Source organism: Streptomyces sp. NPDC004327 (assembly GCF_042873935.1).
Lineage (GTDB): Bacteria > Actinomycetota > Actinomycetes > Streptomycetales > Streptomycetaceae > Streptomyces.
Window position 1 is genome coordinate 615,376 of the sequence record NZ_JBIAME010000001.1, and the last position, 24,339, is coordinate 639,714.

General features: G+C 74.4%; 23 protein-coding genes. 11 read left to right on the forward strand and 12 right to left on the reverse strand.

Translation table 11 applies throughout. The annotated features are described in order from the left end of the window. The first annotated feature begins 60 nt into the window (after positions 1 to 60). Genes ACFYU9_RS02675 through ACFYU9_RS02685 form a run of 3 tightly spaced genes read left to right on the forward strand, consistent with a single transcriptional unit; the run spans position 61 to position 3,287 of the window. Entirely contained in the window at positions 61 to 1,152 is a 1,092-nt protein-coding gene (locus ACFYU9_RS02675) for a substrate-binding domain-containing protein (RefSeq protein WP_389210223.1), read from the forward strand. Between the two features lie 42 nt (positions 1,153 to 1,194). Then, entirely contained in the window at positions 1,195 to 1,995 is an 801-nt protein-coding gene (locus ACFYU9_RS02680; RefSeq protein WP_389210225.1) for an ATP-binding cassette domain-containing protein, read from the forward strand. Continuing rightward, positions 1,992 to 3,287 carry a sugar ABC transporter permease gene (locus ACFYU9_RS02685; RefSeq protein WP_389210227.1) on the forward strand — a complete coding sequence of 432 codons (1,296 nt, stop codon included), beginning with the start codon at positions 1,992 to 1,994 and terminating at the stop codon, positions 3,285 to 3,287. Before ACFYU9_RS02680 ends, ACFYU9_RS02685 begins: the two co-directional genes overlap by 4 nt. A gap of 31 nt (positions 3,288 to 3,318) precedes the next feature. Here the strand turns inward: ACFYU9_RS02685 and ACFYU9_RS02690 are convergent, their stop codons facing one another. After that, positions 3,319 to 4,521, reverse strand: coding sequence for an alpha/beta hydrolase family protein (locus tag ACFYU9_RS02690; RefSeq protein ID WP_389341690.1), 1,203 nt, complete (start codon positions 4,519 to 4,521; stop codon positions 3,319 to 3,321). A gap of 249 nt (positions 4,522 to 4,770) precedes the next feature. Here ACFYU9_RS02690 and ACFYU9_RS02695 point away from each other — a divergent pair, with 249 nt between their 5' ends. Both ACFYU9_RS02695 and ACFYU9_RS02700 read left to right on the forward strand, forming a co-directional pair. Beyond that, positions 4,771 to 5,367: an isochorismatase family protein gene (locus tag ACFYU9_RS02695; RefSeq protein WP_389210231.1), complete on the forward strand. Its 597-nt coding sequence runs from the start codon at positions 4,771 to 4,773 to the stop codon at positions 5,365 to 5,367. 149 nt (positions 5,368 to 5,516) lie between these two features. Next, a complete protein-coding gene (locus ACFYU9_RS02700) occupies positions 5,517 to 5,714 on the forward strand; it encodes an antitoxin (RefSeq protein ID WP_389210401.1) in 198 nt (65 codons plus the stop codon). Positions 5,715 to 5,776: 62 nt separating this feature from the next. On the opposite strand, the gene ACFYU9_RS02705 is transcribed toward ACFYU9_RS02700, so the two are convergent. The 4 genes from ACFYU9_RS02705 to ACFYU9_RS02720 all read right to left on the reverse strand — a co-directional run bounded on the left by ACFYU9_RS02705 (position 5,777) and on the right by ACFYU9_RS02720 (position 9,836). Further along, positions 5,777 to 5,977 (reverse strand): DNA-binding protein, encoded by a 201-nt coding sequence (locus tag ACFYU9_RS02705; RefSeq protein WP_389341693.1) that lies wholly within the window; start codon positions 5,975 to 5,977, stop codon positions 5,777 to 5,779. 176 nt (positions 5,978 to 6,153) lie between these two features. After that, on the reverse strand, positions 6,154 to 7,491 hold the full coding sequence (locus ACFYU9_RS02710) for an amidohydrolase (protein WP_389341695.1): 1,338 nt from the start codon (positions 7,489 to 7,491) through the stop codon (positions 6,154 to 6,156). A 79-nt stretch (positions 7,492 to 7,570) separates the two neighbouring features. Continuing rightward, positions 7,571 to 8,860: an amidohydrolase family protein gene (locus ACFYU9_RS02715; protein WP_389341698.1), complete on the reverse strand. Its 1,290-nt coding sequence runs from the start codon at positions 8,858 to 8,860 to the stop codon at positions 7,571 to 7,573. A 199-nt stretch (positions 8,861 to 9,059) separates the two neighbouring features. Next, positions 9,060 to 9,836 (reverse strand): GntR family transcriptional regulator, encoded by a 777-nt coding sequence (locus tag ACFYU9_RS02720; protein WP_389341701.1) that lies wholly within the window; start codon positions 9,834 to 9,836, stop codon positions 9,060 to 9,062. 204 nt (positions 9,837 to 10,040) lie between these two features. On the opposite strand from ACFYU9_RS02720, the gene ACFYU9_RS02725 reads away from it, so the two are divergent. Continuing rightward, the gene (locus ACFYU9_RS02725; RefSeq protein ID WP_389210242.1) at positions 10,041 to 10,661 is read left to right on the forward strand and encodes a DUF998 domain-containing protein; all 621 of its coding nucleotides are present in this window, start codon (positions 10,041 to 10,043) and stop codon (positions 10,659 to 10,661) included. On the opposite strand, the gene ACFYU9_RS02730 is transcribed toward ACFYU9_RS02725, so the two are convergent. The 3 genes from ACFYU9_RS02730 to ACFYU9_RS02740 all read right to left on the reverse strand — a co-directional run bounded on the left by ACFYU9_RS02730 (position 10,633) and on the right by ACFYU9_RS02740 (position 12,477). Then, a complete protein-coding gene (locus ACFYU9_RS02730) occupies positions 10,633 to 11,244 on the reverse strand; it encodes a 4'-phosphopantetheinyl transferase family protein (RefSeq protein WP_389341704.1) in 612 nt (203 codons plus the stop codon). The genes ACFYU9_RS02725 and ACFYU9_RS02730 overlap by 29 nt on opposite strands. A 56-nt stretch (positions 11,245 to 11,300) precedes the next feature. Further along, a complete protein-coding gene (locus ACFYU9_RS02735; RefSeq protein ID WP_389210246.1) occupies positions 11,301 to 11,531 on the reverse strand; it encodes an acyl carrier protein in 231 nt (76 codons plus the stop codon). 85 nt (positions 11,532 to 11,616) lie between these two features. After that, positions 11,617 to 12,477 (reverse strand): hypothetical protein, encoded by an 861-nt coding sequence (locus ACFYU9_RS02740; protein WP_389341707.1) that lies wholly within the window; start codon positions 12,475 to 12,477, stop codon positions 11,617 to 11,619. 248 nt (positions 12,478 to 12,725) lie between these two features. Here ACFYU9_RS02740 and ACFYU9_RS02745 point away from each other — a divergent pair, with 248 nt between their 5' ends. From ACFYU9_RS02745 to ACFYU9_RS02755, 3 genes are read left to right on the forward strand one after another with little or no spacing between them, the layout of a single operon-like run. Next, positions 12,726 to 13,799 carry a phytanoyl-CoA dioxygenase family protein gene (locus tag ACFYU9_RS02745; protein WP_389210250.1) on the forward strand — a complete coding sequence of 358 codons (1,074 nt, stop codon included), beginning with the start codon at positions 12,726 to 12,728 and terminating at the stop codon, positions 13,797 to 13,799. After that, a complete protein-coding gene (locus ACFYU9_RS02750) occupies positions 13,781 to 16,807 on the forward strand; it encodes a DUF6271 family protein (protein ID WP_389341710.1) in 3,027 nt (1,008 codons plus the stop codon). Before ACFYU9_RS02745 ends, ACFYU9_RS02750 begins: the two co-directional genes overlap by 19 nt. Next, positions 16,804 to 18,105 (forward strand): MFS transporter, encoded by a 1,302-nt coding sequence (locus ACFYU9_RS02755; protein ID WP_389341713.1) that lies wholly within the window; start codon positions 16,804 to 16,806, stop codon positions 18,103 to 18,105. The genes ACFYU9_RS02750 and ACFYU9_RS02755 overlap by 4 nt, the downstream gene beginning before the upstream one ends. 67 nt (positions 18,106 to 18,172) lie before the next feature. Here the strand turns inward: ACFYU9_RS02755 and ACFYU9_RS02760 are convergent, their stop codons facing one another. Further along, on the reverse strand, positions 18,173 to 18,760 hold the full coding sequence (locus tag ACFYU9_RS02760; RefSeq protein ID WP_389210255.1) for a hypothetical protein: 588 nt from the start codon (positions 18,758 to 18,760) through the stop codon (positions 18,173 to 18,175). 32 nt (positions 18,761 to 18,792) lie between these two features. Next, a complete protein-coding gene (locus ACFYU9_RS02765; RefSeq protein WP_389210257.1) occupies positions 18,793 to 19,413 on the reverse strand; it encodes a TetR family transcriptional regulator C-terminal domain-containing protein in 621 nt (206 codons plus the stop codon). 145 nt (positions 19,414 to 19,558) lie between these two features. On the opposite strand from ACFYU9_RS02765, the gene ACFYU9_RS02770 reads away from it, so the two are divergent. Next, a complete protein-coding gene (locus tag ACFYU9_RS02770) occupies positions 19,559 to 20,101 on the forward strand; it encodes an ArsR/SmtB family transcription factor (RefSeq protein WP_389210259.1) in 543 nt (180 codons plus the stop codon). After that, complete coding sequence (locus ACFYU9_RS02775; protein ID WP_389341716.1) at positions 20,098 to 21,384, forward strand: MFS transporter; 1,287 nt, start codon at positions 20,098 to 20,100, stop codon at positions 21,382 to 21,384. Before ACFYU9_RS02770 ends, ACFYU9_RS02775 begins: the two co-directional genes overlap by 4 nt. Positions 21,385 to 21,435: 51 nt before the next feature. On the opposite strand, the gene ACFYU9_RS02780 is transcribed toward ACFYU9_RS02775, so the two are convergent. Beyond that, a complete protein-coding gene (locus ACFYU9_RS02780) occupies positions 21,436 to 22,626 on the reverse strand; it encodes a Glu/Leu/Phe/Val dehydrogenase dimerization domain-containing protein (protein WP_389341719.1) in 1,191 nt (396 codons plus the stop codon). Continuing rightward, positions 22,623 to 24,242 (reverse strand): thiamine pyrophosphate-binding protein, encoded by a 1,620-nt coding sequence (locus tag ACFYU9_RS02785; protein WP_389341722.1) that lies wholly within the window; start codon positions 24,240 to 24,242, stop codon positions 22,623 to 22,625. Before ACFYU9_RS02785 ends, ACFYU9_RS02780 begins: the two co-directional genes overlap by 4 nt. Between the last annotated feature and the right edge of the window lie 97 nt (positions 24,243 to 24,339).

Below are 24,339 nucleotides of genomic sequence, written 5' to 3' on the forward strand. Positions count from 1 at the left end.
GCCGGGCGGTTTTCGCAGCCCCGCGGTGGAGGAATCGAGGGCGCGCGGAAGGAGCCTGCCATGACCCGTACATTGCGAGCCGCGATCGCCCTCGCGGGAACGGCCGTCCTCTCGCTCGGCACGGTGTCCGGAATCGCCGCGGCCCAGCCGGCGGCGAGCCGGGCGAAGGCCGAGCAGGTGAAGATCGGGCTGCTGCTCCCGGAGAGCAAGACCACCCGGTACGAGAAGTTCGACCGGCCCTACATCGAGCAGAAGATCCAGCAGCTGGCACCCGGCGCCAGGGTCGACTACTACAACGCCGCGGAGAGCCCGACCACCCAGCAGCAGCAGGTCAACACCGCGCTCGCCAAGGGCGACCAGGTGCTGATCCTGGACGCCGTCGACTCCAAGTCGATCCAGTCGTCCGTGGAGAAGGCGAGCGCCGCCGGCGTGAAGGTCGTCGCCTACGACCGCCTCGCCCAGGGCCCGGTCAACTCCTATGTCTCCTACGACAACCACAAGGTCGGTGAGCTGCAGGGCAAGGCGCTCCTGGCAGCCCTCGGTGACAAGGCCAAGTCCGGCGTGATCGTGATGCACAACGGGTCGCCCACCGACCCGAACGCGGCCGAGTTCAAGGCCGGCGCGCACTCCGTCCTCGACGGCAAGGTGACCATCGGCAAGGAGTACGACACTCCCAACTGGGACCCGAACAACGCCAACCAGCAGATGTCCGGTGCCATCGCGGCGCTCGGCAAGGACAAGATCGTCGGTGTCTACTCCGCCAACGACGGCCTGGCCGCGGGCATCTCCACCGCTCTGCAGGCGGCGGGCCTGAAGGTGCCGCTGACCGGGCAGGACGCCCAACTCGACGCCATCCAGCGGATCCTGATCGGCACGCAGACCATCACGATCATGAAGCCGTACAAGCCCGAGGCCGACATCGCCGCCACCATGGCGGTCAACTTCGCCCAGGGCAAGCCCCTCCCCAAGGACCTCGTCCCGATCACCGTCACCAACGGCAGCGGCCACAAGGTCCCGGCCAACCTGCTGACGCCGATCGTGGTCGACAAGACCAACATCAAGGACACCGTCGTCAAGGGCGGGCTGTACACCGTCGACGAGATCTGCACGCCGACGTACGCCGCCGCCTGCAAGCAGGCCGGTCTGACGTAACAGCCCGGGAAACGGGCCTGGCAGGGGTCGGAGGCGGTCGCTGTGCCGGAAGCACCTGTGCTGTCACTGCGGGGGATCTCCAAGCGGTTCGGCGCGGTCCAGGCCCTGTCGGGCTTCGACCTGGACGTCAGCGCCGGAGAGGTCGTCGCGCTCGTCGGTGACAACGGCGCCGGCAAGTCGACCGCGATCAAGGCGATCGCCGGGGTGAACCCGCCCGACGAGGGCGTCATCGAATGGCAGGGCCGGCCCGTCTCCATCAACCGGCCGCACGACGCCCAGCACCTCGGCATCGCCACCGTCTACCAGGACCTCGCGCTGTGCGACAACCTGGACGTCGTCGGCAACCTCTTCCTCGGGCGGGAACTGAGCCGCTTCGGCGTGCTCGACGAGGTCCGCATGGAGCAGCGCTCCCGCGAACTCCTGCACACCCTGTCCATCCGCATCCCCAGCGTCCGCATCCCCGTGGCGTCGCTGTCCGGCGGCCAGCGGCAGACGGTGGCGATCGCCCGCTCCCTCATCGGCGAACCCAAGGTCGTGCTCCTCGACGAGCCCACCGCCGCCCTCGGCGTCGAGCAGACCGCCGAGGTGCTCGACCTCGTCGAACGGCTCCGTGAGCACGGCCTGGGCACCATTCTCATCAGCCACAACATGGTGGACGTGATGGCCGTCGCGGACCGGATCGCGGTCCTGCGGCTCGGCCGCAACAACGGCTTCTTCGACAAACGCTCCACCAGCACCGAGGAGATCATTTCCGCCATCACCGGGGCCACCGAGAGCGCCGTGACCCGTCGCCAGGCCCGCATACGCGAGGAGCGGGAGGCGCGCGGGGAGGAGCTGCCATGAGCCGCGACCGGAACACGGGCGGCGCCGACCGCCCGCGCGACGCCATGAACCAGGTTCCCGCGCCCGAGGCCGTACCAGCGGTCGACAGCCGGCTGATCGTCCGGGAGGAGGGCGTCCGCGGCTATCTCAACGAGTTCCGGCGCAAGATGCGCAGCGGCGAACTGGGCTCGCTGCCCGTCGTCGTCGCCCTGATCATCATCTGGACGGTGTTCGGCAGCCTCAACAGCACCTTCCTGTCCGCGCAGAACCTCTCCGACCTCAGCCAGCAGATCGTCGGCACCGGAATGATCGCCGTCGGCATCGTCTTCGTGCTGCTGCTCGGCGAGATCGACCTCTCGGTCGGCTCCGTCAGCGGCCTGTGCGCCGCCGTCTTCGCCGTCCTCGACGTGATCAACGGCATGAACCAGTGGCTGGCGCTGCTCGTCGCCGTCGCGGGCGGCGCGGCCGTCGGCCTCATCCACGGCTTCTTCTTCGCGAAGATCGGCGTGCCCGCCTTCGTCGTCACCCTCGCCGGCAACCTGTTCTGGAACGGACTCATGCTCCAGGTGCTCGGCAGCACGGGCACCGTCAACATCCCCAGCGGGAGCATCGTCGCCAAGCTCTACTCGACCATCTTCCACAGCCCGGCCGCCGCCTACGTCACCGCCGGTGTGGGCGTCGGGCTCTTCCTGCTCGCCTCGCTGCTCGACGCCCGGCGGCGGCAGGCGGCCCGGGTGCCGTTCCGGCCGATCGGAGAGATCGTGCTGCGTACGGTCGTCATCGGGGCCATCGCCTTCGTCGCCGCGTACATCCTCAACCAGTACCAGGGCCTGCCGCTGGCGCTGCTGATCTTCCTGATCCTGCTGGTGGTGCTCGACTTCGTGCTGCGCCGCACCGGTTACGGCCGGCAGGTCTTCGCGGTCGGCGGCAACATCGAGGGCGCCCGCAGGGCCGGCATCAGCGTGGCGTTCGTCCGGATGAGCGTCTTCGCCGTCTCCGGCACCATGGCCGCGGTCGGCGGCCTGTTCCTCGCCGGCCAGATCCAGTCCGCCAGCCAGACCTCCGGCGGCGGCAACCTCCTGATGAACGTCATCGCCGCGGCCGTCATCGGCGGCACCAGCCTGTTCGGCGGCCGGGGCTCGGTGTGGTCCGCGCTGCTCGGCGCCCTGGTGATCGGCTCCATCCAGTCCGGCATGAACATCATGGGCGTGAGCAACGCCGTCCAGTTCATGATCACGGGTTCGGTGCTGCTCGCCGCGGTCGTCGTCGACTCCCTGTCGCGGCGCAGCCAGAAGGCCGCCGGACGCGCCTGAGCGGCACTCGGGCGCGTCCGACCGCGGTCGGTCACGGGTTGTTGAAGCGGACCTCCGGGTGGAGCGGGCTCGGACCGGTGAGCAGCGGCTGCGGCCGGCCGCGCAGCTGCTCGTCGAAGAACGCGGCGAGATAGGCGCGGGTCACCGCGAGCGCCCGGTCGGCCGGGATGGTCGCGCCCCTGTCCGGCACGTCGAGCCCGCGCAGCAGCACCGGGGCGTCGGTGAAGGTGAAGTGGTTGGAACCGGACACCGTCAGCCAGCGCTTCCAGCCGCCGAGCGCCTTCCAGGTGGCGTCCCAGCTGGTGTCGATGCCGCCCGGCCGGTGCATCTCGTCGTCGGTGCCCAGGAACATGAACGGCCGCCCGCCCAGCCCGCCGGCCGGCAGGGTGTCCCAGAACGAGCCGTCCATGTTCACCCCGGCGTCGATCCGCCGGTCCGCGACCATGGCGGTCGCGGCGGCCGCGCCGCCGACCGAGTGGCCGGCCATGCCGATCCGGGTCGGGTCGATGGTCCGCGCGTACGGCCAGGTGGCGACGGCCCGCGGCCCGGTCAGCCGGTCGAGCAGGAAGCGCACGTCCGCCGTCCGGGCGGCCGTGATGTCGGTGTCGGTGATCCGGCCCGCGCGCCGCTCCGTACAGGCCGCGCAGGTGAGGGCCGGCCTGCCCGGCACGGACATGCCCGAGCTCTCGTAGGCGTGGTCGACGGACGCGACGACGTAGCCGCGCGAGGCGAGGTCGGTGGCGAGGCCGGTGAGCAGGAAGCGGGGCACGCCGAAGCCGGGCGAGAGGACCACGAGCGGATGCCGCCCGGGCGCCGGCCGCACGTCCTTCGCGCTGTACGTGCCGACGCCGGCGAGCGCGCGGATCACGGCCGGGTCGGTCTTCCCGAGGCCCACCAGGATCAGCCGGGCCTCCTCCTCGGTCGCGTACGGCACGGGCGCGCCGGCCCGCGCGGTGCGGGCCGCCGGATAGTGGACGGTCACCATCAGCTCCCGCGGGCCCGCCGAGGGCACCCACGGGTCGGGCCGGGACCGGTCGACGAGATGGAGGACGGAGGCGCCCACGCCGGACCTGCCGGTGGGCGGGGGCAGCCGGAGTGCGCCGGCCGGGTCGGCCGGGGCGGAGGCGGAGACGGCCGGAGCGGGGGTCGCCGCGGCGGCGGGGAGGGCGGTCGCGGGTAACGCGGCCGCGCAGGCGAAGAGGGCGGCCGCGGCCGCCCGGGTGAACGTGACCATGGCCAGGACGCTACGGGCCCCCGCCCGCGCCCGGCGTCCGACCACGGTCGGAGTCCGGCCCGGTCGCGTCAGCCCCCGGTCGGACGCGGGAGTACCTCTCCCGGGCGTCGCCGCACCACCAAGCGGGTGAAGATCACCCGCGGCGCCGTGTCGGACCGGACCCGTGGCGGGTTCCCGGGGTGATCCGACCGAGTTCGACCGAGTGGTCGACCGAGTGGTCGACAGAGTTCCGACCGAGAAGGAGGTCCGATGGCGGGCCGAGCGTTGATCGTCGTCGACATGCAGAAGGAGTTCTGCGAGGGCGGCGGCCTCCCGGTGAAGGGTGCCGACGAACTGGCCGGCGCCCTCGCGGAGTTGGTCCGGGCCGAAGCGGGGGAGACGTACCGCCGGGTGGTGGCCACGCGGGACCACCACTTCGACCCCGGCGACCACTTCTCCTCCGAGCCCGACTTCGAGGACTCGTTCCCCCCGCACTGTCTGGCCGGCAGCGAGGGCGCCGAGTTCCACGCCGACTTCGAGCAGGTCGTCGCCGCGGGCACGGTCGACGAGGTGTTCTTCAAGGGCGCGTACTCCGCGTCGAAGAGCGGCTTCGAGGGGGAGAGCGGCGGGGGCGTCGGCCTCGCCGCGTGGCTTCGGGAGCGGGACGTCGACGTGGTGGACGTCGTCGGCGTCGGCATCGACCACTGCGTGAAGGCGACGGCCCTGGGCGGCGTGCGGGCGGGCTTCGAGGTGCGGGTGCTGCTCGACCACACCGTGGGCTGCACCCCCGAGACCACCGAGCGGGCGATGGCCGAGCTGAAGACGGAGGGCGTCGAACTGATCGGCACCCCCGTCGTCCTCGTCTGATCCGCGGCGGCACCGGCGCGCGGCGCCGGTACGGGAGCCGGTACGAGAGCCGGGGGGCGGCCGGGGGGCGGCCGGTGGCTGCGGATGCGGCCCTCGGACGCTTCCTGGATGCTGTACGGGACGAGGGGGACCCGTACAAGGAGGCCCGGATGTCCGTGATGGACAAGCTCAAGCAGATGCTCAAGGGGCACGAGGACAAGGCGAGCCAGGGCGTCGACAAGGCCGGCGACTACGTCGACCAGAAGACGCAGGGCAAGTACAGCAGCCAGGTCGACACGGCCCAGGACAAGCTCAAGGAGCAGCTGGGCACCGACCCGCGGCCCCCGGAGAACCCGCCGCAGCAGTGACCCCCTGAGGCCTGCGCGCCCCCGCCCCCCGCCGGGGTGCGGGGGCTTTCGCTCGCGGGCCGTCAGTCGCCGAGCGCGAGACCGCGCTCGGCGAGCGCCGCGCGCAGCAGGCCCAGCGCCTTCGGGCCCATGCCGTGCAGGGCCTTGAGTTCCTTCTGGGACACCCCGGCCAGCTGATCGAGCCGGGTGTACCCGGCGGCGGCCAGGGCGCGCGTCGCGGGCGCGCCGATGCGCGGGAGATCGAATTCCGGTACGGAGGCCATGAGCCGATCGTGCCACGCGTCCGGCGCGTCGGCGATCCTTGCCCCGCGGACATCGAGATCCTCGTCGTGCCCGACTGCCCCCACCGGGGAACCGGCCGAGGAGCGGCTGCGCCAGGGGGTGTCCTGCCGATCATGCCGGTCTCGCGGCGGCGGAGCGGTCGGGGTGAGGTGATCCGTCAGGCGAGGAACTCGCCGTCGCGGGCCACGACCACGCCGCCGTGCACGACCAGGTCGCGCTGCGGCATGTCCACCACCACCTGGGGCAGGCCCTGGCCGCGTACGAGGACGAAGTCGGCCGGCGCGCCCGGCGTCAGGTCCGCGTGCGGCAGGTGCATGACGTCGGCGCCGCCGTGCGCGGCGACGCGGTAGCAGTCGGTCAGCTCCTCGTCGAGACGGATGTCCGTCACCCAGCCGAGGATGTGGGCGCGGTGCAGCATGTCCCCGTTGCCGAACGGACTCCAGGAGTCGCGCACGCCGTCGGAGCCGAGACCGACCCGGACGCCGTGCTCGCGCAGCCGGGCGATCGGCAGCACGAGCGAGTCGGAGGGCGCCACGGTGGTGAGCGCGATGTCCTGGGCTGCGAGGTCGGCCGCGATCGCGCCGAGGTCGCGGTCCGACAGGGCCGGCAGGCAGAAGACATGGCTGACGGTGACCTTGCCGGCGAGGCCCAGCGCGCGGGTGCGGTCGATGATGCCGCGCATCGCCTGGATGCCCTTGTCGCCGCGGTCGTGGAGGTGGATGTCCACGCCGACGCCCTGCCGGTCAGCGATGCCGAAGACGATGTCGAGCTGCTCGTCGAGGGCGTGGTCGAAGCCGATCGGGTCGATGCCGCCGATCATGTCGACGGCCCCGCTGCGCGCGCCCTGCTCCAGGAGCCGCGCGGTGCCGGGGGTGCGGACGACGCCGTGCTGCGGGAAGGCGACGATCTGCACGTCGAGCGCGTGCCGCAGCCGCTCCCGGGCCTCCGCCAGGCCCTCCACACCGGCGAGGCCGTAGGCCGGGGCCACGTCGGCGTGGGCGCGCATGCCGCGGGTGCCGCGGCTGACGGCGTGCGACATCAGGCCGTACGCGCGCTCCGCGACCGGCCGGGTCTGGGCCCTGAACAGCTCCACGTCCTGGGCCACGTAGTCGGCGATGGTGCTCGCCGGGCGCCGCGACACCCAGTCGCCGCCCCAGGTGGTCTTGTCGGGGTGGATGTGCGCGTCGACCAGCGACGGCAGGGCGATCCGGCCGCCGCCGTCGACGACCTTCGCGCCGTGCGGCGCGGGCCCGTCCGCGATCTTCCCGTCGACGACGACCAGGTCGACGGCCTTGGCCGCGCCGAACGGGCGGACGTCGCGGAAGACCACGGTGCGGGCGCGCCGGTCGGCCTTGCCGGCCGGGGTGGCGGCGGGAGTGGCGGCGGAGGCGGGGACGGCCGCGGCCATCGCCGCCGTCGTGCCGGCCAGGGCGGCGGCACCGGCCAGCATGGTGCGGCGGGAGAGCGCGCCGGAAGGGGTGGGAGAGGACTGCATGGGGACTCCTTCGCGTGAAACGGTGAAGGTGAAGGTGAGGGTGAGGGTTTGGGCGGGGGCCGGCGAGGAAGGGCCGCGGTCAGAGCGCGATGCCGGCCCGCACCACGCGCACCGGGCGCGTCAGCACCGCGACGTCGGCCAGCGGATCGCCGTCCAGGAGCAGCGCGTCGCCGGCGAAGCCGCGCACCAGGCGGCCGGCCGTGCGCTCCAGGCCGAGCAGCCGGGCCGCGCCGGTCGTCGCGGTGCGGAGCGCGTCGAGCGCCGGCAGGCCGGCCGAGCGCATCAGCTCCACCTCGCGGCCGATCGGGTCGACGGTGCCGCCGGAGGAGTCGGTGCCCGCGGCGAGCGGGACGCCGAGCTCGTACGCGGCGAGCACCGCCCGCTTCAGGACGGGCAGGAAGGTGCGGCCGCGCTCGGCGAGCACGGGGTCCGACTCCTCGGCGAGACCGGCGATCGCGGTGAGGGTCGGGGTGAAGTACGTGCCCCGGCGGCGCATCTCGTGCAGCGTGCGCTCGCCGACGAAGGCGCCGTGCTCCAGGGAGCGGATGCCCGCCGTGACGGCGTCGTGGCAGCCCTTCTCGCTGTAGCTGTGGCACAGCACGCCCTTGCCGCGCCGGCGGGCCGCCGCGACGATCTCGGAGAGCTGCTCGTGCGAGTACACCTGGACGAGCGGGTCCTGCTCCGGCAGCCCGGCGCGCTCGTTGACCCGGGTCTTGATGACGTCGGCGCCCCGCGTCAGGTTCACCTCGACGACCCGGCGCAGCGCCTCGGCCGAGCGCACGCCCCCGGCGAGCCGGGCGAGCGGGGTGAGGTCGGGGTCGGCGAGTACGGTGTCGCCGAGGTCCGGGGTGACGAAGACGCCCGCGGCCCGCAGCCGCGGCGCCAGCTCGGGGCTGTGCCGGGCCAGTTCGCGGACGGCGATGTCCTGGTAGAAGGAGGTCGAGCCGCTGCGCGCGCTGGTCGCGCCCTGACGGACGGCGGCGCGGGCCTCGGCGGCGGTGGAGAGGTGGATGTGCGCGTCCGTCAGGCCCGGCAGGATCCAGCGGCCGTGGGCGTCGAGGACCTCGACGCCGCCCGGCACGGAGACGGTGCCGAGCCGCCCTGCGGCGCGCACGGTTCCGCCCTCGATGACGACGACCGCGTCCTCGGTGACCGCGCCGGTCGCCGGGTCGAGCAGGGTGCCGCCCCGGATGACGAGGTCGCCGGTCCGGGCCCGGGCCGGGGCGGGGCCGGTGGCCTCCTGGCCGTCGGGGGCGGCCGCGGCGGCCGTTCCGGTCACGGCCACGGTGCCGGCGAGCGCGGCCGCGCCGGCGAGGACACCGCGGCGGGTCAGGCGGGGGGAGGGCGGCTCGATGGCGTCGACGCACATGGGAGCTCCTTGGGGAGAGGAACCGGTGGTTCCCCGTTTTGTATACCAAGGGCGAGCGAGCGAACAAGGGTCATGATCCCGAAACCGGGATCGCGCAGGGAAAATGCGGCAAGGGGCAGAGGAATCGCGGGTGCCGCTCAGGACCCTCTTTCAGGTCTGTCGCTATTGGTATACAAATACTCCGTGCGCCGGGTGCGCCTCAGGCCTCCCGGCCGCCGTCGCCGTCCGGGCCGAAGAGCGAGCGCAGCGCGACCGCCCTGCTGTCGCGCACGTGCAGCAGCGTGCCGGCCGCCGCGGCCTCCGCGTCACCGGCCGCGATGTGCCGGTACATCTCGGCGTGCTGGGCCCGCATGTGTCCGGGCTCCGCGCGCAGCCCGAAGAGCAACCGCAGCTGCCAGCTCAGCTGCTCCATCGTCCTCGCGAGCAGCGGATTGCCCGCCATCGCGACGACCCGGTCGTGAAACTCCGTGTGCGCGGCCACCTCGCGCGTCCCCTCGTCCGCCGCCGCGGCCGACTCCGCCTGCCGCAGCGCCGCCTCCAGCGCGGCGAGGCCGCCTCGGTCCCCGGCCGCCGCCGCCCGCGCCGCGAGCCGCGACGCCTGGACCGCGAGCGGCTCCCACACTTCGTACAGATGCTCCACGTCGGCGCGCTCCAGGCGCCGCACCCGCACTCCGCTGTGCGGCAGCAGTTCGAGCAGGCCCTCCGCGACCAGCGCGCGCAGCGCCTCGCGCACCGGGACGCGGGACATGCTCAGCTCTTCGGCGACCTCGCGCTCGACGAGCCGGGCGCCCTGGGCGTACCGCCGGTCGACGATCCGCTGCAGCACCTCCTCGCGCGCCCGCGCGCTGAGCGGCGCCGCGCCGGTGGCCGGGGCCGGAGCGGTGGCCCGTGCCGGGGTCCGCGGCGCTGTCCTCCCGGTGGCCGCCGTGGCCGCAGCCGCCGCCGGGTCCGCGCCGGTCCTCTTCTTCTGCGTCACTCGCCCGACCTCTTCCGTCCCTCGCCGCCCGTGCCGGGCCCGAGGATACGTCGCGCCCGCGCCCCCGGCGTACCGGCGGCGGCGCGCCCCGGGGCCCGATCAGGCGTCGGCGCCCGGGTCGTCCACCCGCCCGACCCGCCCCGCCCGTCTACCGGTCGCCGTGCCGCCGAGGCATGCCGGAGATCGGCGGCTTAGGGTGGTTCGATGCGATCTGTTCCCCGATGGGCTCTGATCTCGTCAGGGGCCGCCCCGGTGATCCTGGTCGGTGGCTGGACGGCGGCGGGCGCGCTGGAGGGGCCCGCCTACGACCCCGTCACCCAGACGATCAGCGTGCTGGCGGCGTACGGAGCCGCCGGTTTCTGGGTGATGACCAGCGCGCTCTTCGGCCTCGGCGTCTGCCATCTGCTCACCGCCTGGGGGCTGCGCGCGGCGCGGCTGGCCGGCCGCCTGGCCCTCGCGGGCGGCGGGGCGGTCGCCCTCGTCGTGGCGCTTGTCCCGCCCCCGCTCAGCGGAGGCTCCCTCCGGCACGGCTCCGCCGCCGCCGTCGGATTCGCCCTGCTCGCCGTCTGGCCGGTCCTGGCCGCCGCCGGCAGCGGGTCCGCGCCCTGGGCGCTGCGCCCCGTGCCGGCCGTCGCCGTCACCACGGTGATGGCCGTCGGCGCGGGCTGGTACCTCCTGGAAACCGCCCGCCACGGCGCGGCCGGCGTCGCCGAACGCTTCGTGACCTGCCTCCAGTCCGTGTGGCCGCTGGTCGTGGTCGCCTCCTGCCTGCTCTACCGGCGGCGCGACGAGCCGCCTACAGCCGGTCCAACGGGATCCAGTTGACCGGCGCCGCGCTCGCCACCGCGGTCACGGCCCCGCGCCGGTCGTCGGTCCGCTCCAGGAGGCGGGCGCCGTTCTCGGCGAGCCCGGCCTTGAACAGGGCCTCGTGACGCACCCACAGCCGCAGCAGGGCGTGGCCCGGGTCAGGCGCGGTGGCGGCCGAGCGGACGGCGGGCCCGGGGAGCAGCCGGCTGAGCACGGGCAGGGGACCGGGGCGGCGGGTGCGCGGTTCGGTGTCGATGCCGACGGGGCCCGGGCCGGCCGCCGCCGCGGCCAGGCCGTCGGCATGGCTCAGGCTGACGCCCAGGTCCGGGCGCCCGGGGAGATACGGGCGGCCGTGGCCGGCCCGGCCGCACGCGGCGCAGCGCTGGGCGAGGACCACCGCGTCCGGCGGCCGGCCCGTGACGCGGGCGGCGCACAGCCGGAGCAGCAGCCGGGCCGCGAGGACGTCGGCGCGGCGCTCGGGCAACCGGATCCGGGCCAGCCGCCCCCGCTCCCACGGGGCGAGCAGGGCCTCGCCGAGGGCCGTCCCGGCCAGGATCTCGGCGGTGGTCACCGCCGCCGCCACTCCCACCACGTCCGTCACCTCCGCTACTCCCGCCACATCCGGCGCGTCCGTCGCTCCGGCGGGTTCCGCTCCCGTCACCCGGCGGCGCTGAGGAATCGTTCCCTTACGCGGCTGAGCGTGCGGAAGTCGTCGATCGTGACCTCGTCCAGGTCGATGGAGCTGCCGGAGAGCTCCTCCAGGAGGTCGATGAACTCCAGGAAGTCCATGGAGTCGACGAGCCGGGCCTCGATGAGGTCCTCGTCGGCGTCGATCGGCCCGTCGAGGCCGGGGTTCTTCTCGTGGAGCCAGGCGGTGACGCGGTCCATGGGGCGGTACTCCTCTTTGTACGGGCGTGCGGGCGTGCGGGTGGTGCCGGTGTCTGCGGTGGGGGCGCGTGCTGCTTCGGGAGGATCAGGCCGCGGTCGCGGCGCGCAGCCGGTCGAGTGCCTGCCCGGGCCCGCCGTGGGCGAGGACCATCGCGTGCACCCAGCGTTCGAGCCCGAAGGCGACGCAGGCGCTGTACGCCGGGCCGTGCGAGCCCGCGCGGATGCCGAGCCGCTCGCCGAAGAAGTTGCGGTGCCGGTTGACGGAGGCGATGGCGGTGCCGTCCGGCGCGCTGAACTCGTGCTTGACCGGGTCGAGCGCCATCAGCCGGGCCTTGGAGCCGCCCCGGTCGTAGAACGGGTCGTCGGCGGCCGCCCGGGTGAGCGCGAGGCCGAGCCGGCCGGCCGCCTCCTCGATGAACTCCGCGCCCCGAGCGAGGTGTTCGAGAGCGCCCTGCTTGGTGCCGAGGTACAGGACCTCGCGCATGTGGAAGCCCCACAGCCGGCGCAGGCCGTCGTAGTGGGTCTCGTTGCGGAAGCAGCGGCCGGTCGCGGAGAGCCGCAGCCCGTCCTCACCGACGTCCCGGTCCTCCAGGGAGAGCAGCAGTCCGTAGCAGGTGGCGGACGGCAGCAGATGTCCGGTCGGCTCCAGCGGCAGCCCGGCGGGCGGCGTGCCGGCGGCGAGTCCGTCCAGGGCCTCCTGCGTGAACCGGCCCGCGGACACGCCGAGATGGGGGAAGTTGCGGAAGTAGTCGAGGCGGGCGAGCCCGGCCGCGGACAGCAGCGGCGGGCCGACCACCTCGGGCGCGGAGAGCCGCGCCGCGAGGCCGGTGAGCAGCTCGTCGAGCCCGCGCAGCAGCGCCGTACGGACCGGGTCGAGGGTGATCAGGCCCGGACCGGGGCTCTTCAGGCCGCCGTCGGGCAGGGCCGTGGTGCCGGGTGTGTTCAAGGAATCCGTCCCCTCTCGGCATGCGCCGCGGTGGCGCGCTTCCCTGGGTTCGTGGGGACAGTAGGCCAGCGCCACGCGCATTGTCTAGACCAATTTGATGAACTCCACCGGACGCCCAACTACCGCTTGAGGAAGGGCCCTTGAGGTATTGACATGGACGCGCCGCATATCGGGGCGTCACTTGACAGCGTAGATGGTCTACACCAATTCTGGGCGGCATCAGTGCGTCACCCGCTCGGAGGGAACCGATGACGACGCCCGCAGCCCGCCCGCGCCCCCGCCCGTACCTCCACCGCGCCGCCTCGGAACGCCCGTACTTCAGCGCGGACGGCGAGTCCTACCTCGCCCAGACCACCCTGCGCGAGCTCACCAAGTCACGCCCGCTGCGCGTGCTCTCGGAGGAGGACTTCGCCCACTGGCAGACGTACGGCTACGTCGTCGTCCGCGAGGCGATCCCGGCCGCCGACGCGCGCCGGCTCCTCGACTTCACCTGGGAGTTCCAGGGGCTCGACCCGGACCGGCCGGACAGCTGGTACGAGGACCGGCCGTTCCGCCACCAGCTCGACCGGCAGCTGCACGTCTACGGCTTCGTCGAGGCGTACCACCACCAGCTGCTGTGGGACAGCCGACAGGCCCGGCGCGTCTACGACGCCTTCGTCGACGTATGGGACTGCGAGGAACTGTGGGTGACCCTCGACCGGCTCAACCTCAACCCGCCCAATGTGCGCAACCGCGACCGCGCCCTGATCGAACCCACCGAGCGCGGCTTCGACATCGAACTGCACTGGGACATCGACACCACCCTCGGCGTCCCGCCGCAGCGCGTCCAGGGCATCATCGCGCTCAACGACACCCGCCCCGAGACCGGCGGCTTCCAGTGCTGCCCCGAGCTCTTCCGCACCTTCGAGGAGTGGAGGACCGGCGAGCCCGCCGGCCGCGACCCGCTCCGGCCCGACCTGGACCGGCGGGCGCCGGACCGGCCGGAGCTGCCCGTCGTCCGGCCCGAACTGCACCCCGGCGACCTGCTCATCTGGAACGGCCTGCTCGCCCACGGCGTCGCCCGCAACGTCTCCGCGAGCGGAGTGCGGGCCGTGCAGTACCTGTCGATGATGCCCGCCCTCGAAGGGCACGAGCGGCTGCGCCGCTCCCGCGTCGAGTCCTGGCGCCACCTGCGCACCCCGCGATGGAACCGCACCCTGGTCGGCGACCCGGTCCTGCACGAGTCCAAGCGGTACGCCACCGCCGAACTCGACGAGCTCGGCGCCCGGTTGCTCGGACTCGCCTCCTGGACCGAGGAGCCCGGGTGCGCCGCGTCTGCCTGACCCTCCCCACCCACCGCGCCTGCACGGAGACGATCACCGCCGTCGCCGGGGAAGCGGCCTACGGCGCCCGGCACTTCGGCGTCGAGGTGCACCTCCTCGTCCTGGACTCCTCCACCGCGCCCGAGCGCGCCGCGCACCGGGCCGCCCTGGCGGCCCTGCCCCCGGCCCCCGGAGTGGTCGTGCACCACCTCGACGAGGCCGAGCAGCGGCGCTTCCTGCGCGAGGTGATCACCCGCGCCGGAGTCGCCCGCCCGGAGCGGATCCTCGATCTCATGCTGCCGTCGGCGGTGTCCTACGGCGCCTGCACCAACCGCGCCTTCCTCCTCGCCGAGGCCCTCGGCTGCGCCTCCGTGCACCGCCGCGACTCCGACAGCCGCTATCAGGAACGGGACGGCCGGCCGGTCTTCCCGATCCACCACGAACTCACCGCCCTCGGCCTGCCCGCCGCGGACGTCGCCCCGCTCGTCACCCGCAGCCGGCTCGACCCCGCCGCCGCGCACCGCCCGGTGGCCCTGGTCGGCGGCTCCTTCACCGGCGAGATGTCCGTGGACGTCGCGGAGATCCGGCGCCTCGACCCGGCGGTCTACCGCGAGGTCATCGGCCTGTCCGTGCCCGACGGATATCCGGAGATCTGGCGCCGCAACCTGATCGACGAAGCCTTCCGCGGCGCCGGCGCCACCCCCTTCACCACCGACCGCACCACGCTCACCCACGTCAGCCCCGCCCGCGTCGACATGTGCAACATCGCCCTCGACCGCGAGGTCTACGCGCGCGTGCCGCTGCCGCCCGCCACCGAGACCATCGGCAGCGACTACTTCCTCCTCCACCTCGTCCACGACGCCCGGCTGCCCGGCGTGCTGCACAACCGGCACATCGTCAACTACCACACCGGAGAACGGCGTTCGGACGCCGGATTCCTCGCCTACCAGTGGCGCTTCGCCAAGTACCTGCTGTCCACGCCCCACTTCGAGGACGTGTACGCACGCCTGACCGAGGCCGGCGACCGGCTCCTCGACGAGCGCGGCCGCCTCCGGGCCGCCGCCGTCGCCACCCGCGTGCGGGCCGCCGCCGACCTCGGCCCGGCGGACGGCAACGCCGGACGGCTCGACGTCCTCGACCGCTGCTACCGGGCACTCGGCGGCCGCTACGCCGACGCCGCCGACCTCTTCGCCGCACGGCGCGCCCGGCTCCTCGCCGAAGCGCGCGCCGACATGGCGGACTTCGCCCTGCTCGTCGACGCCTGGGCCGCCCTGACCGCGCACGCCCGCCGCACCCCGCCGAAGGCCCCGCGCACCGCCACCGTCACGCTCGCCCACAGCGGCGGCGAGAACCGGCGCGGCCCGCTCACCATGGGCCAGGCCAACATGATCCGCTGCGTCCTGCGCGACGAACCCGGCCAGATCAACATCCACGACGTGTGGCCCGTCCCCGCCGGCACCGGCACCGAGGACGCCCTCGACGCCCTGCGCGCCCTCGTCGTCCGCCACGAGGCGCTGCGCACCACCTTCCCGCACACCCCCGGCACCGCGCCGCGCGAACAAGTCATCGCCGCCGAGGGCACGTTCACCGTCACCGTCCTCGACCACGACGAACTGCCCGCGGACGGGGCGCGGTACGCCGAGGAGCTGGCCCGCGCGGCCCGCGACACCCGCTTCCACCTGGACCGCGACTTCCCGCTCCGCGTCACCCTCGTCACCCGGGCCGGCGCGCCCCGCCACCTCGCCCTCGCCGCCAGCCACGCGGCGACCGACGGCAGTGCCCTCGCCCTCCTCCGCGACGAATGGCTCACCCTCCTCGCCGGCGGGAAACTCCCCGACCCGGCCGACTCCACCACCCTCACTCCGCTCGCCCTCGCCGCCCAGGAGACGAGCCCGGCCGGACGGCGCACGTCCGAGGCGTCGCTGCGGCACTGGGAACGCGTCCTGCGCACCGGACCCCAGGCCATGTTCGCGGAACCGGCCGCCCAGGGCACCGAGACCCGGGCGCCCGGACTCACCCTGCGCTCCCGTCGCGGCGCCCACGCCCTGGCCCGAATCGCCGCACGCACCGGCGCGCTGCCCACCACCGCGCTGCTCACCGCCTGGTGCGCGCTCCTCGCCCACCGCGCCGGCCAGCCCGTCTGCGTCGCCGCCGTTCCGACGGCCAACCGCTTCCAGTCCCGCCTCGCCCGCACGATCGCCCCGCTCTCCCAGGACGCGCTGCTCGCCCTCGACGTCCAGGCCGCGCCGTCCTTCGACGCGCTGCTGCGCAAGGCGTGGGGCGCGGCCCTCAAGGCGTACCGGCACAGCCAGTTCGACGCCGACCGGCTCTGGGACATGATCGGGCGGGTCACCCGGGAGCGCGGCAGCCACTTCGCCCGCGACATCGTCTTCAACGACATCAGCGCCCTGCCCGCGACCCTGGCCGGCGCCGCGCCCCCCGACGCCACCGCGCCCGACCTCGAACTGACCTGGGGCCCGGCCCAGCCGCTGCCCAGCCGCGTGCTCACCTTCGTCCACGAGACGGCCCCCGTGCTCCGCCTCGCCACCTGGACCGACCCGGCCCTCTTCCCCCGCGAGCAGGCGGAAGGGCTCGCCACCGGGCTCGTACGGCTCCTGGAGGCGGCCGCCGACGGCGACGTGCCGCTCGGCTCGCTCACCGGGGTGACCGGAGTCCGGCCGGCCGAACGCGGCGCCGACTGGGTCCGCGTCGACGGCTGCTGGGTCTCGCCGCCCGCCGTGGCGGACACCCTGAGCCGGGTCCTCGGCGGCCGGCCCGCGCACGTCGAGGTGGACGCGGACGGCTCGCTCGTCGCGCACCTGGCCGCCGGCGCCGAGCCGCCGACCCCGGCCGAGGCCCACCGCCGGCTCATGGACGCGCTGCCGGGGCGCCCCGGCGTCCTCGCCCCACGGCGCTATGTGATCGTCGCCGACGCGCCCGCCACGACCGGGGCGGACCGCGGCGGCGCATGGCCCGACCAGCCGATTCTGACGGAAGGAACCGGCCGGGAAGCGGCCGATGCGACATGACGACCGACCACGCCACCGACGGCACGACCTCCCGCCCGGCGGCGGACCGGCTCCCCAGCCCCTGGAGCTCCGGCCGCTTCCGCCTGTTCTTCACCGCCCGCAGCACCTCGCTCCTCGCCGACGGCATGCTGATGGTCTCGCTCACCACCGCCGTCCTCGGCGCCGGCTACGGAGCCGGGGGAGTGGGCTACGCGCTGGCCGCCTGGATGGCGCCGATCGTGCTGCTCGTCCTCTTCGGCGGCGTGCTCGCCGACCGCTTCACCCCGCAGGTGATGATGGTCGGCGCCGACGTGGTGCGCATGCTCGCCATGCTCGCGATGGCCGCGCTCCTGTACGACGCGGGCACGGGCGGCGGGCCCCGGGCCGAGCTGTGGCAGATCATGGCGCTGATGGCGGTCAGCGGCGCCGCGACCGCCATGTTCCAGCCCGGTCTTGCGAGCATCGTCCCCCAGGTCGCCGAGGACATCCAGCGCGCCAACGCCCTGCTGCGCGTCTCCGAGGCGATGAGCGCCCTCATCGGCCCCGGCCTCGCCGGCTTCCTCGTCGCCTACTGGCAGGTGTCCGGCTCGTACGCGGTGATCGCCGCCGCCTACGCCCTCAGCGCGCTCGGCCTGGCACCCCTGCGCAGGCTCGCCACCGCACGCGACGAGAGCGACGACCCGGTCTGGCGCCGGCTCGCCACCGGCTGGCACGAGTTCCGCGCCCGGACCTGGCTGTGGAGCGTCATCGCCCTGTGGGCCGTCTACGGCCTGTTCGTGTTCGGCCCGGCCCTGCCGCTGGGCGCGGCCCTGCTCACCGACCAGCACGGCGCCGCCGGTTACGGCTGGATCGCCTCCGCGGACGGCGCCGGCACGATCGTCGGCGGCCTCCTCGGGATGCGGGTCCGGCCGCGCCGTCCGCTCGTCGCCGGCGCCTCGGCCATGTTCTTCTTCGCGCTCAACCCCCTGGCGCCCGCGCTCGGCTGGAACTTCACCGCCACCGTCGTCACCGGCGTCCTGGCCGGCTGCGGCTTCGCCTTCTGGGGCGTGATGTGGGCGACCAGCGTCCAGTCCCACATCCCGCTGACCGTCCTGAGCCGCGTCTCGGCCTACGACGTCGCCGGCTCCATCATGGTCATCCCCGTCGGCCGCGCGCTCGCCGGTCCCGCGGCGGCCTTCGGCGCCGACCGGGTCCTGCTCTTCTCCTCGGCCGTGTCCGTCGCCCTCCTCGCCGCGATGCTCTGCGTCCCCGCCATCCGGGCGCTGGGCCGCGCCCCGGAGCCGGACCGGGAGGCGACACCGGAGGGCGCGGCGGTCTGAGCCCGGCGGGGTGCTACGAGTGAGGGCGTGGGCCCCTGCGGACCCGCCGGGGGTCCGCCCCCCCCGCTCACCCCTCCCGTACCGCCTCCCGCCCCGTGCCCCGGCAGTCCGGGCAGTCCATTCCGAGCCCGCACTCCTCGCAGCGGCGACCGTCCACGAAGCCGAGCCCCTCGCACTCCCGGCAGGAGCCCCACCCCTCGCACATCACGCACAGCCGGTATCCCGGCGGCAGCGTCGCTTCCGTGGCCACCCGGGGCGGGCGCACCCAGCGCGCGTGGATCCACACCAGGGGCGTGCGCCCGGAGATCCGCAGCGCCGTGCCCGCCGAGCTCACGCCGGCCTCGAACTCGCCGTGCCGCGCCTTCAGCAGACGCCGTCCGCCGGGAAGGTCGCTCTCCTCGGTGTGCCAGCCCGCGGACCGCAGCAGCCGGGCGGCGGTCGTGGCCGCGGGTTCGTAGGGCAGCCGGGGGAACGTCAGCACCAGGGAGAAGAGCTTGCCCATGTGGCCGTAGACGGAGTAGCGGTCGTCGGTCCGTTCCTCGGCGCGCGCTGCGACACCGGGTGCGACGGCGGCCGCGACGGCCTCCACCTCGGTGCGCACCCACTCCACCGACCGTGCGAACTCCTCTGCGGCGCCCTCGATTTCGTCACTCATGGGATCAGCATTCCCCGACGGGGGTGGCGGGCTCAGCGGGCGGACGTCAACGCCTCGCGCTCGACGCCCAGTTCGCGTACGAGCGCGTCGTCGACCCATTCCAGCATCCGGGCCCGGCCGAGCGGCCCCCGGTACGAGGTGGCCTGAACGGCGAGGCCGTCGAGCAGTGCGGTGATACGCCAGGCGGCGTCCTCGGGGCTGTCGCAGACGAACTCGCCGGCCGCCACGCCCTCGGCGATGACCTCGGCGAGCGCGGCCTTCCACTGCCGGTCGAGGTCGTGCGTCAGCGTGCGCAGTCCGGGGTCGCGCAGGGAGGCCGCCCAGCCCTCGATCCACAGCCGCCAGCCCTTGGCCTGCCCCGTGGGGGCGTACCAGCGCACGGCCGCCCGGAGCCGGCGGGCGGCGGTGAGGCGCGGCCTGTCCAGGAGCTCGCGCAGTTGGGCGAGGTCGGCCTCGGCGGCGTGCGCGAAGGCCGCGGAGACGAGGAGTTCCTTGCTGGAGAAGTGGTAGAGCACCAGCGAGCTGCTGACGCCGAGGGCGGAGGCGACGTCGGCGATGCGCACGTTGCCGATGCCGCGGGCCTCGATCTGCTCGACCGCGACGCGCAGGATCTCCTCGCGCCGTTCCTCCACGCTCAACCGGACTCTGGCCACGGCTTCACCCTACACAGCGCCGGCCGCAAGCCGGCCCGTGCGTCACGTGCCCCTCCCCTTCGGCGGGGCACGGCTTCGGCGCGGATTCGGGACACGTCCGCGAAAGCACTTGCGCAATGGTCAAGAAACGTTGACCATTGTGTCCATGCCAACCGACGACGATCTTCCCGAGACGTTTCACGTCACCACGGACGAGCAACTGCGCGCCGTCTCCAACCTCACGCGCCACCGGATCATGGCCGTGCTCCGCTTCGAGCCCGCGACCATCACCCAGATCGCCGAGCGCGTGGGCCTCGCGAAGGGGAGCTCCAGCTATCACGTGCGGCTGCTCGAACGGGCCGGCCTGGTGAAGGTGGTGCGGACGCGGAAGGTCCGCGGCGTCACCGAGCGGTACTACGCGATGGCCGCGCGCTCGATCGAGCTGCCGGATCCGGGCGAGGGCGGCCCCGACGTGCTGATGCGGCACGCGGTGGCGGACCTGGAGGCCGCGCCGGCGGATGCCGAGCGGCATGTGCGGATGGCCCATCTGCGGCTCACCGACGAGCAGTTCGCCGAGCTGGGGGCGCGACTGCAGGCGCTGGCGGACGAGTACCGGGAGCTGTCGGATCCGGCGCTGCCGGACGCCTCACTCGTCTTCGCGCTGTTCCACCCGGCAAAGATCCAGCAGGTCGAAGGGGATGCCAAGTGACCTCAGACGTAAAGAAGTTGCCCGCCGGGTTCGGTCGGCTGTGGACCGCGCAGACGGTGTCCTCGCTCGGTGACGGGGTGACGCACGCCGCGCTGCCGCTGCTCGCGCTGACGCTGACGCGGGATCCGCTGGCGCTCGCCGTCGTCACGGCCGCCGGAACGCTGCCGTGGCTGCTCTTCGGCGTGCTCGGCGGTGCGCTGGTGGACCGCTGGGACCGCCGGCGCACGATGTGGGTCACGGACGCGGCACGTGCGGTGCTGCTCGCGGTACCGGCGGCAGCGGCCGCGCTCGACAGCCTGAGCATTCCGCTGCTCGCGGTCGTCGCCTTCCTGCTCGGCCTCGGCGGACTCTTCTTCGACACGGCCGCCACGGCCTATCTGCCGGACCTGCTCCACCGCGACCCCGCGCTCCTGGAGCGCGCCAACTCCCGCCTGCGCGGCGCCCAGACCGCCGCGTCCGGCTTCGCGGGGCCGCCTGCGGGCAGCGCCCTGCTCGCACTCGGCCGGGCGGTTCCGCTGCTCGCCGACGCGGTCTCGTTCGCGCTCTCCGCGCTGCTCGTACGGTCGCTGCCCGCCGTGCCCCCGCCCGCACCGCAGGCGCGTGAGTCGCTGCTGCGGCAGGCACGGGCCGGTGCCTCGTACGTGTTCCGGGACCGGCTGCTGCTCGGGCTCGCGCTGCGTCCGGCGGTCGGGAACATCGCCTTCCTCGCGGTGGAGACCGTCCTCGCCCTCTTCGCGCGGGAACGGCTCGGCATCGGCGCCCTCGGCTTCGGTCTGCTCCTCACGGCGGAGGCCACCGGAGGTCTGCTCGGCGCGGGCATCGCCTCCTTCCTCGGCCGGCGGCTCGGCACCGGCGCCGCACTCACCTGCACGGCCGCCGTCGAGGGCCTCGCCATCCTGGGCCTCGCCGCCGCCCCGAACGCGTACGTCGCCGGGCTCGCGCTCGCCGTCTGCGGCGCGGGCATGGGCGCCACGATGGTGCTCGCCCCCTCCCTGCGGCAGGCGATCGTCCCCGCCCATCTGATGGGCCGGGTCGCCTCCACCTCCCGGATGCTCGCCATGTGCGCCGCACCGTTCGGCGCCTTCCTCGGCGGCTGGCTGGCCACCGCCTACGACGTGCGCACCCCGCTCTACACCGCCGCCGGCCTGCTCCTCGCCATGACCGCCGTCACGTCGACCATGACCACCAACCGCCGGGTCGAGGCGGCGCTGATGGCCGCCGCCCCGGCCGCCGACGCGGAGCGCCCGGAATCCCGGGAGCCCGTGTCCGAGGGCGCCCGGTAGGGCTCCGGTGCGCGCCGCCTCAGCGCCCGCCGTGCCCGAGAGGCCTGGACGTCACGCGTACCAGCCGAAGCGCTCGGCGATCACCGGCAGCCGGTCGGCGACGACACCGTGCGCGGCGGCCCGCGGCGTCGTCCCCTCGCGCCCGGCCCGTTCGAGGACCTGCCCGACGAGCGCGCGCATCGCACGCCGGATGTGCGCGAACGCCTGCTCCGCGTCGGCCTCGATGTCACCGAACAGGGTCCACCACCACCAGGCGTTGGTGGCCGAGTTGACCACGACGTCCGGCAGCACGACGGTGCCGCGCGCGGCGAGCAGCTCCTCGGCCTCCGGCAGGACCGGCATGTTGGCCGCCTCGACGATCCAGCGGGCCGTGACCGACGCCTGGTTGGCGGCGTCGATCGCGTACGAGACGGCCGCCGGGACCAGCACCTCGGCGTCCGCCGACAGCCAGGCGTCGCCGGGCAGTTCACGGTCGTCGGCCCGCAGGGCCGCACGGTCCACCGTCCCGAACGCGTCCCGCGCGGCGAGCAGCGCCTCGACGTCCAGGCCGTCCGGGTTCGCGACCGTCCCCTTCACGTCGGCGACCGCGACGACCTTCAGGCCCGCCCGCGCCAGGAAGCGGGCGGTCGCCCCGCCCATCGTCCCGAAGCCCTGCACCGCCACCCGCGTCCCGGCGTGCGGCACCCCGGCCCGGTCGAGCGCGGTGAGCACCGACTCGGCGACCCCGCAGCCGCCCGCCAGCTCGTCGAGGCCGATGCCGTCGACGTCCACCGCGAACGCGTCGGCGAGCCGCCGCCGGGCCGCGTCCTCGTCGTCGAGCAGCGGATAGACCGCCTGGATCGAGGAGACCAGACCGGCCTCGGCGGCGGCCCGGTCGACCAGGTCCTGGGTGAGGCCGAGGTCCTCGCCGGTGGTCCAGAACCGCTCGATGTGCGGGCGCATCGCGCGCAGATAGCGGACCAGCACGCCGTACGCCTCGGGGTCGCGCGGATCGCAGTCGATGCCGCCCTTGGCGCCGCCGAGCGGGATGTAGCGGCCCCGCGGGTCGTAGTGCAGGGCCTCCTTCATCGTCATGCCGCGGGCGAGCCCTGCGACCTCGTCGAGGGTGCAGCCCGGGCGCATCCGCAGTCCGCCGCTGCACACCCCGCGCACCAGCCGGTCGACCACCAGATAGCCGTTCCGGCCGGTGACGTGGTCCGTCCAGGTGAGGGAGATGAGGGGGGAGCTGGTGGCGTGGGTCATCGGGAGGACTCCTCGGGGACGGTGACGACGGTGGGGCCGGGGGTGGCGAGGCCGCGGGTGAGGGCGTCGGCGAGTTCGTCCGGCGAGCGCACCGTGCCGCCCCGGCCGCCGTACGCCCGGGCCAGCGCGGCGAGGTCCACGTCCGGCAGGTCGACGGCCGTGGGGCGGTCGCCGCGCGCCGCCATCTCCTCGCGGATCTCGCCGTAGCCGCCGTTGTCGAAGACCACGACCGGCAGCGGCAGGCCCAGCTGCGCGGCGGTCGCGAGCTCCTGCACGGAGAACTGCAGCCCGCCGTCACCGCTGAGCGCGACGACCTGGCGCCCCGGGTACGCGGTCTTCGCGCCGATCGCGGCGGGCAGCGCGTAGCCGAGCGTGCCGAAGCCGGTCGGATGGAGGTAGCGGGCCTCGGGGCCGAGCGGCAGATGGGGGAGCGCGCCGTAGTAGCAGCACTGGGCGCTGTCGGAGGTGACGACCGCGTCCTCGGCGAGGACCCGGCGCATCGCCCGCAGATACGGCAGCCAGCGCGCGTCCCGGCCGCGCGTCTCGTCGTCGCGGGTGGCCCGCAGGCCGGTGACCTCGGCGGCCGTGTCGACGGGCTCGCCCGCCTCGTCCGGGCGCAGGGTCTCCAGCAGCGCCGCGAGCACGGTCCGCGCGTCGCCCACCAGGGCCGTGTCCGCCGGCAGTCCCGCGTACATCTGCGCCGGGTCGACGTCGACCCGCAGCAGCGCGCCCGTCAGGGCCGGCAGCGGTCCCCAGACGTCGGACTCGGCCAGCTCCGTGCCCACGGCGAGCACGACGTCCCGGGCCGCGAGCCACTTCTGCACGGCCGGACTGTGCAGCGAGACGCCGAGCGACAGCGGATGCCGCTCGTCGACGATCCCCTTGCCGTTGGCGGTCGTGACCACCGGCGCGCCGAGCAGCTGGGCGAGCGCCCGGCACTCGCGGCCCGCCGCCCGCGCCCCGCCGCCGAGGACCAGGGCGGGCCGCCGGGCGCTCCGCAGGGCGGCGGCCGCCGCCTCCACCGCGGCCGGGTCCGGCAGCGCCGGTCCGGCCGGCGGCGCGAGCCGCGGCGGACCGGCCGGCTCCACGGCCTCCAGGAGGTCAAGCGGCACCTCGATGTGCGCGGGCCGCGGCCGCCCCGTACGGAACAGGGTGAAGGCCCGCGCGACCGCCGCGCCGATCTCGTCGACCGACGACACCCGGTGGCTGAAGGCGGCGACACCGCGCAGCGCCTCCGTCTGGCTGCGCATCTCGTGCAGCAGCCCGGTGGACTGGCGGGGGTGGCGCAGCGGCATGCCGGGGGAGACGACGAGCAGCGGCACGCTGTCGGAGTACGCCTGGCCCACGGCGGCCGCGATGTTGAGCAGTGCAGGACCGGTCGTGGTGATCGCGACGCCCGGACGCCCGGAAGCACGGGCGTAGCCGTCCGCCGCGTACCCGGCACCCTGTTCGTGACGCGCTGTCACATGTCGTATGCCGTACGCCTGGAGGTGCCGGTAGGCCTCCAGGTTGTGCGTCCCGGGGATGCCGAAGGCGTCGGTCACCCCGTGCGCGGCGAGCGCCCGGACGAGCGCCTCGCCGCCGGACAGCGCGTCCTTCCTGGAGAGGTCGGACATGGTGCCTCCGTGCGTACTGGACCTACTGACTGAACCATCAGTCAGTATCGGGAGCTCGGGGCGGGCTGTCAACGAGACGGCGGGAGCGCGGGCGGCG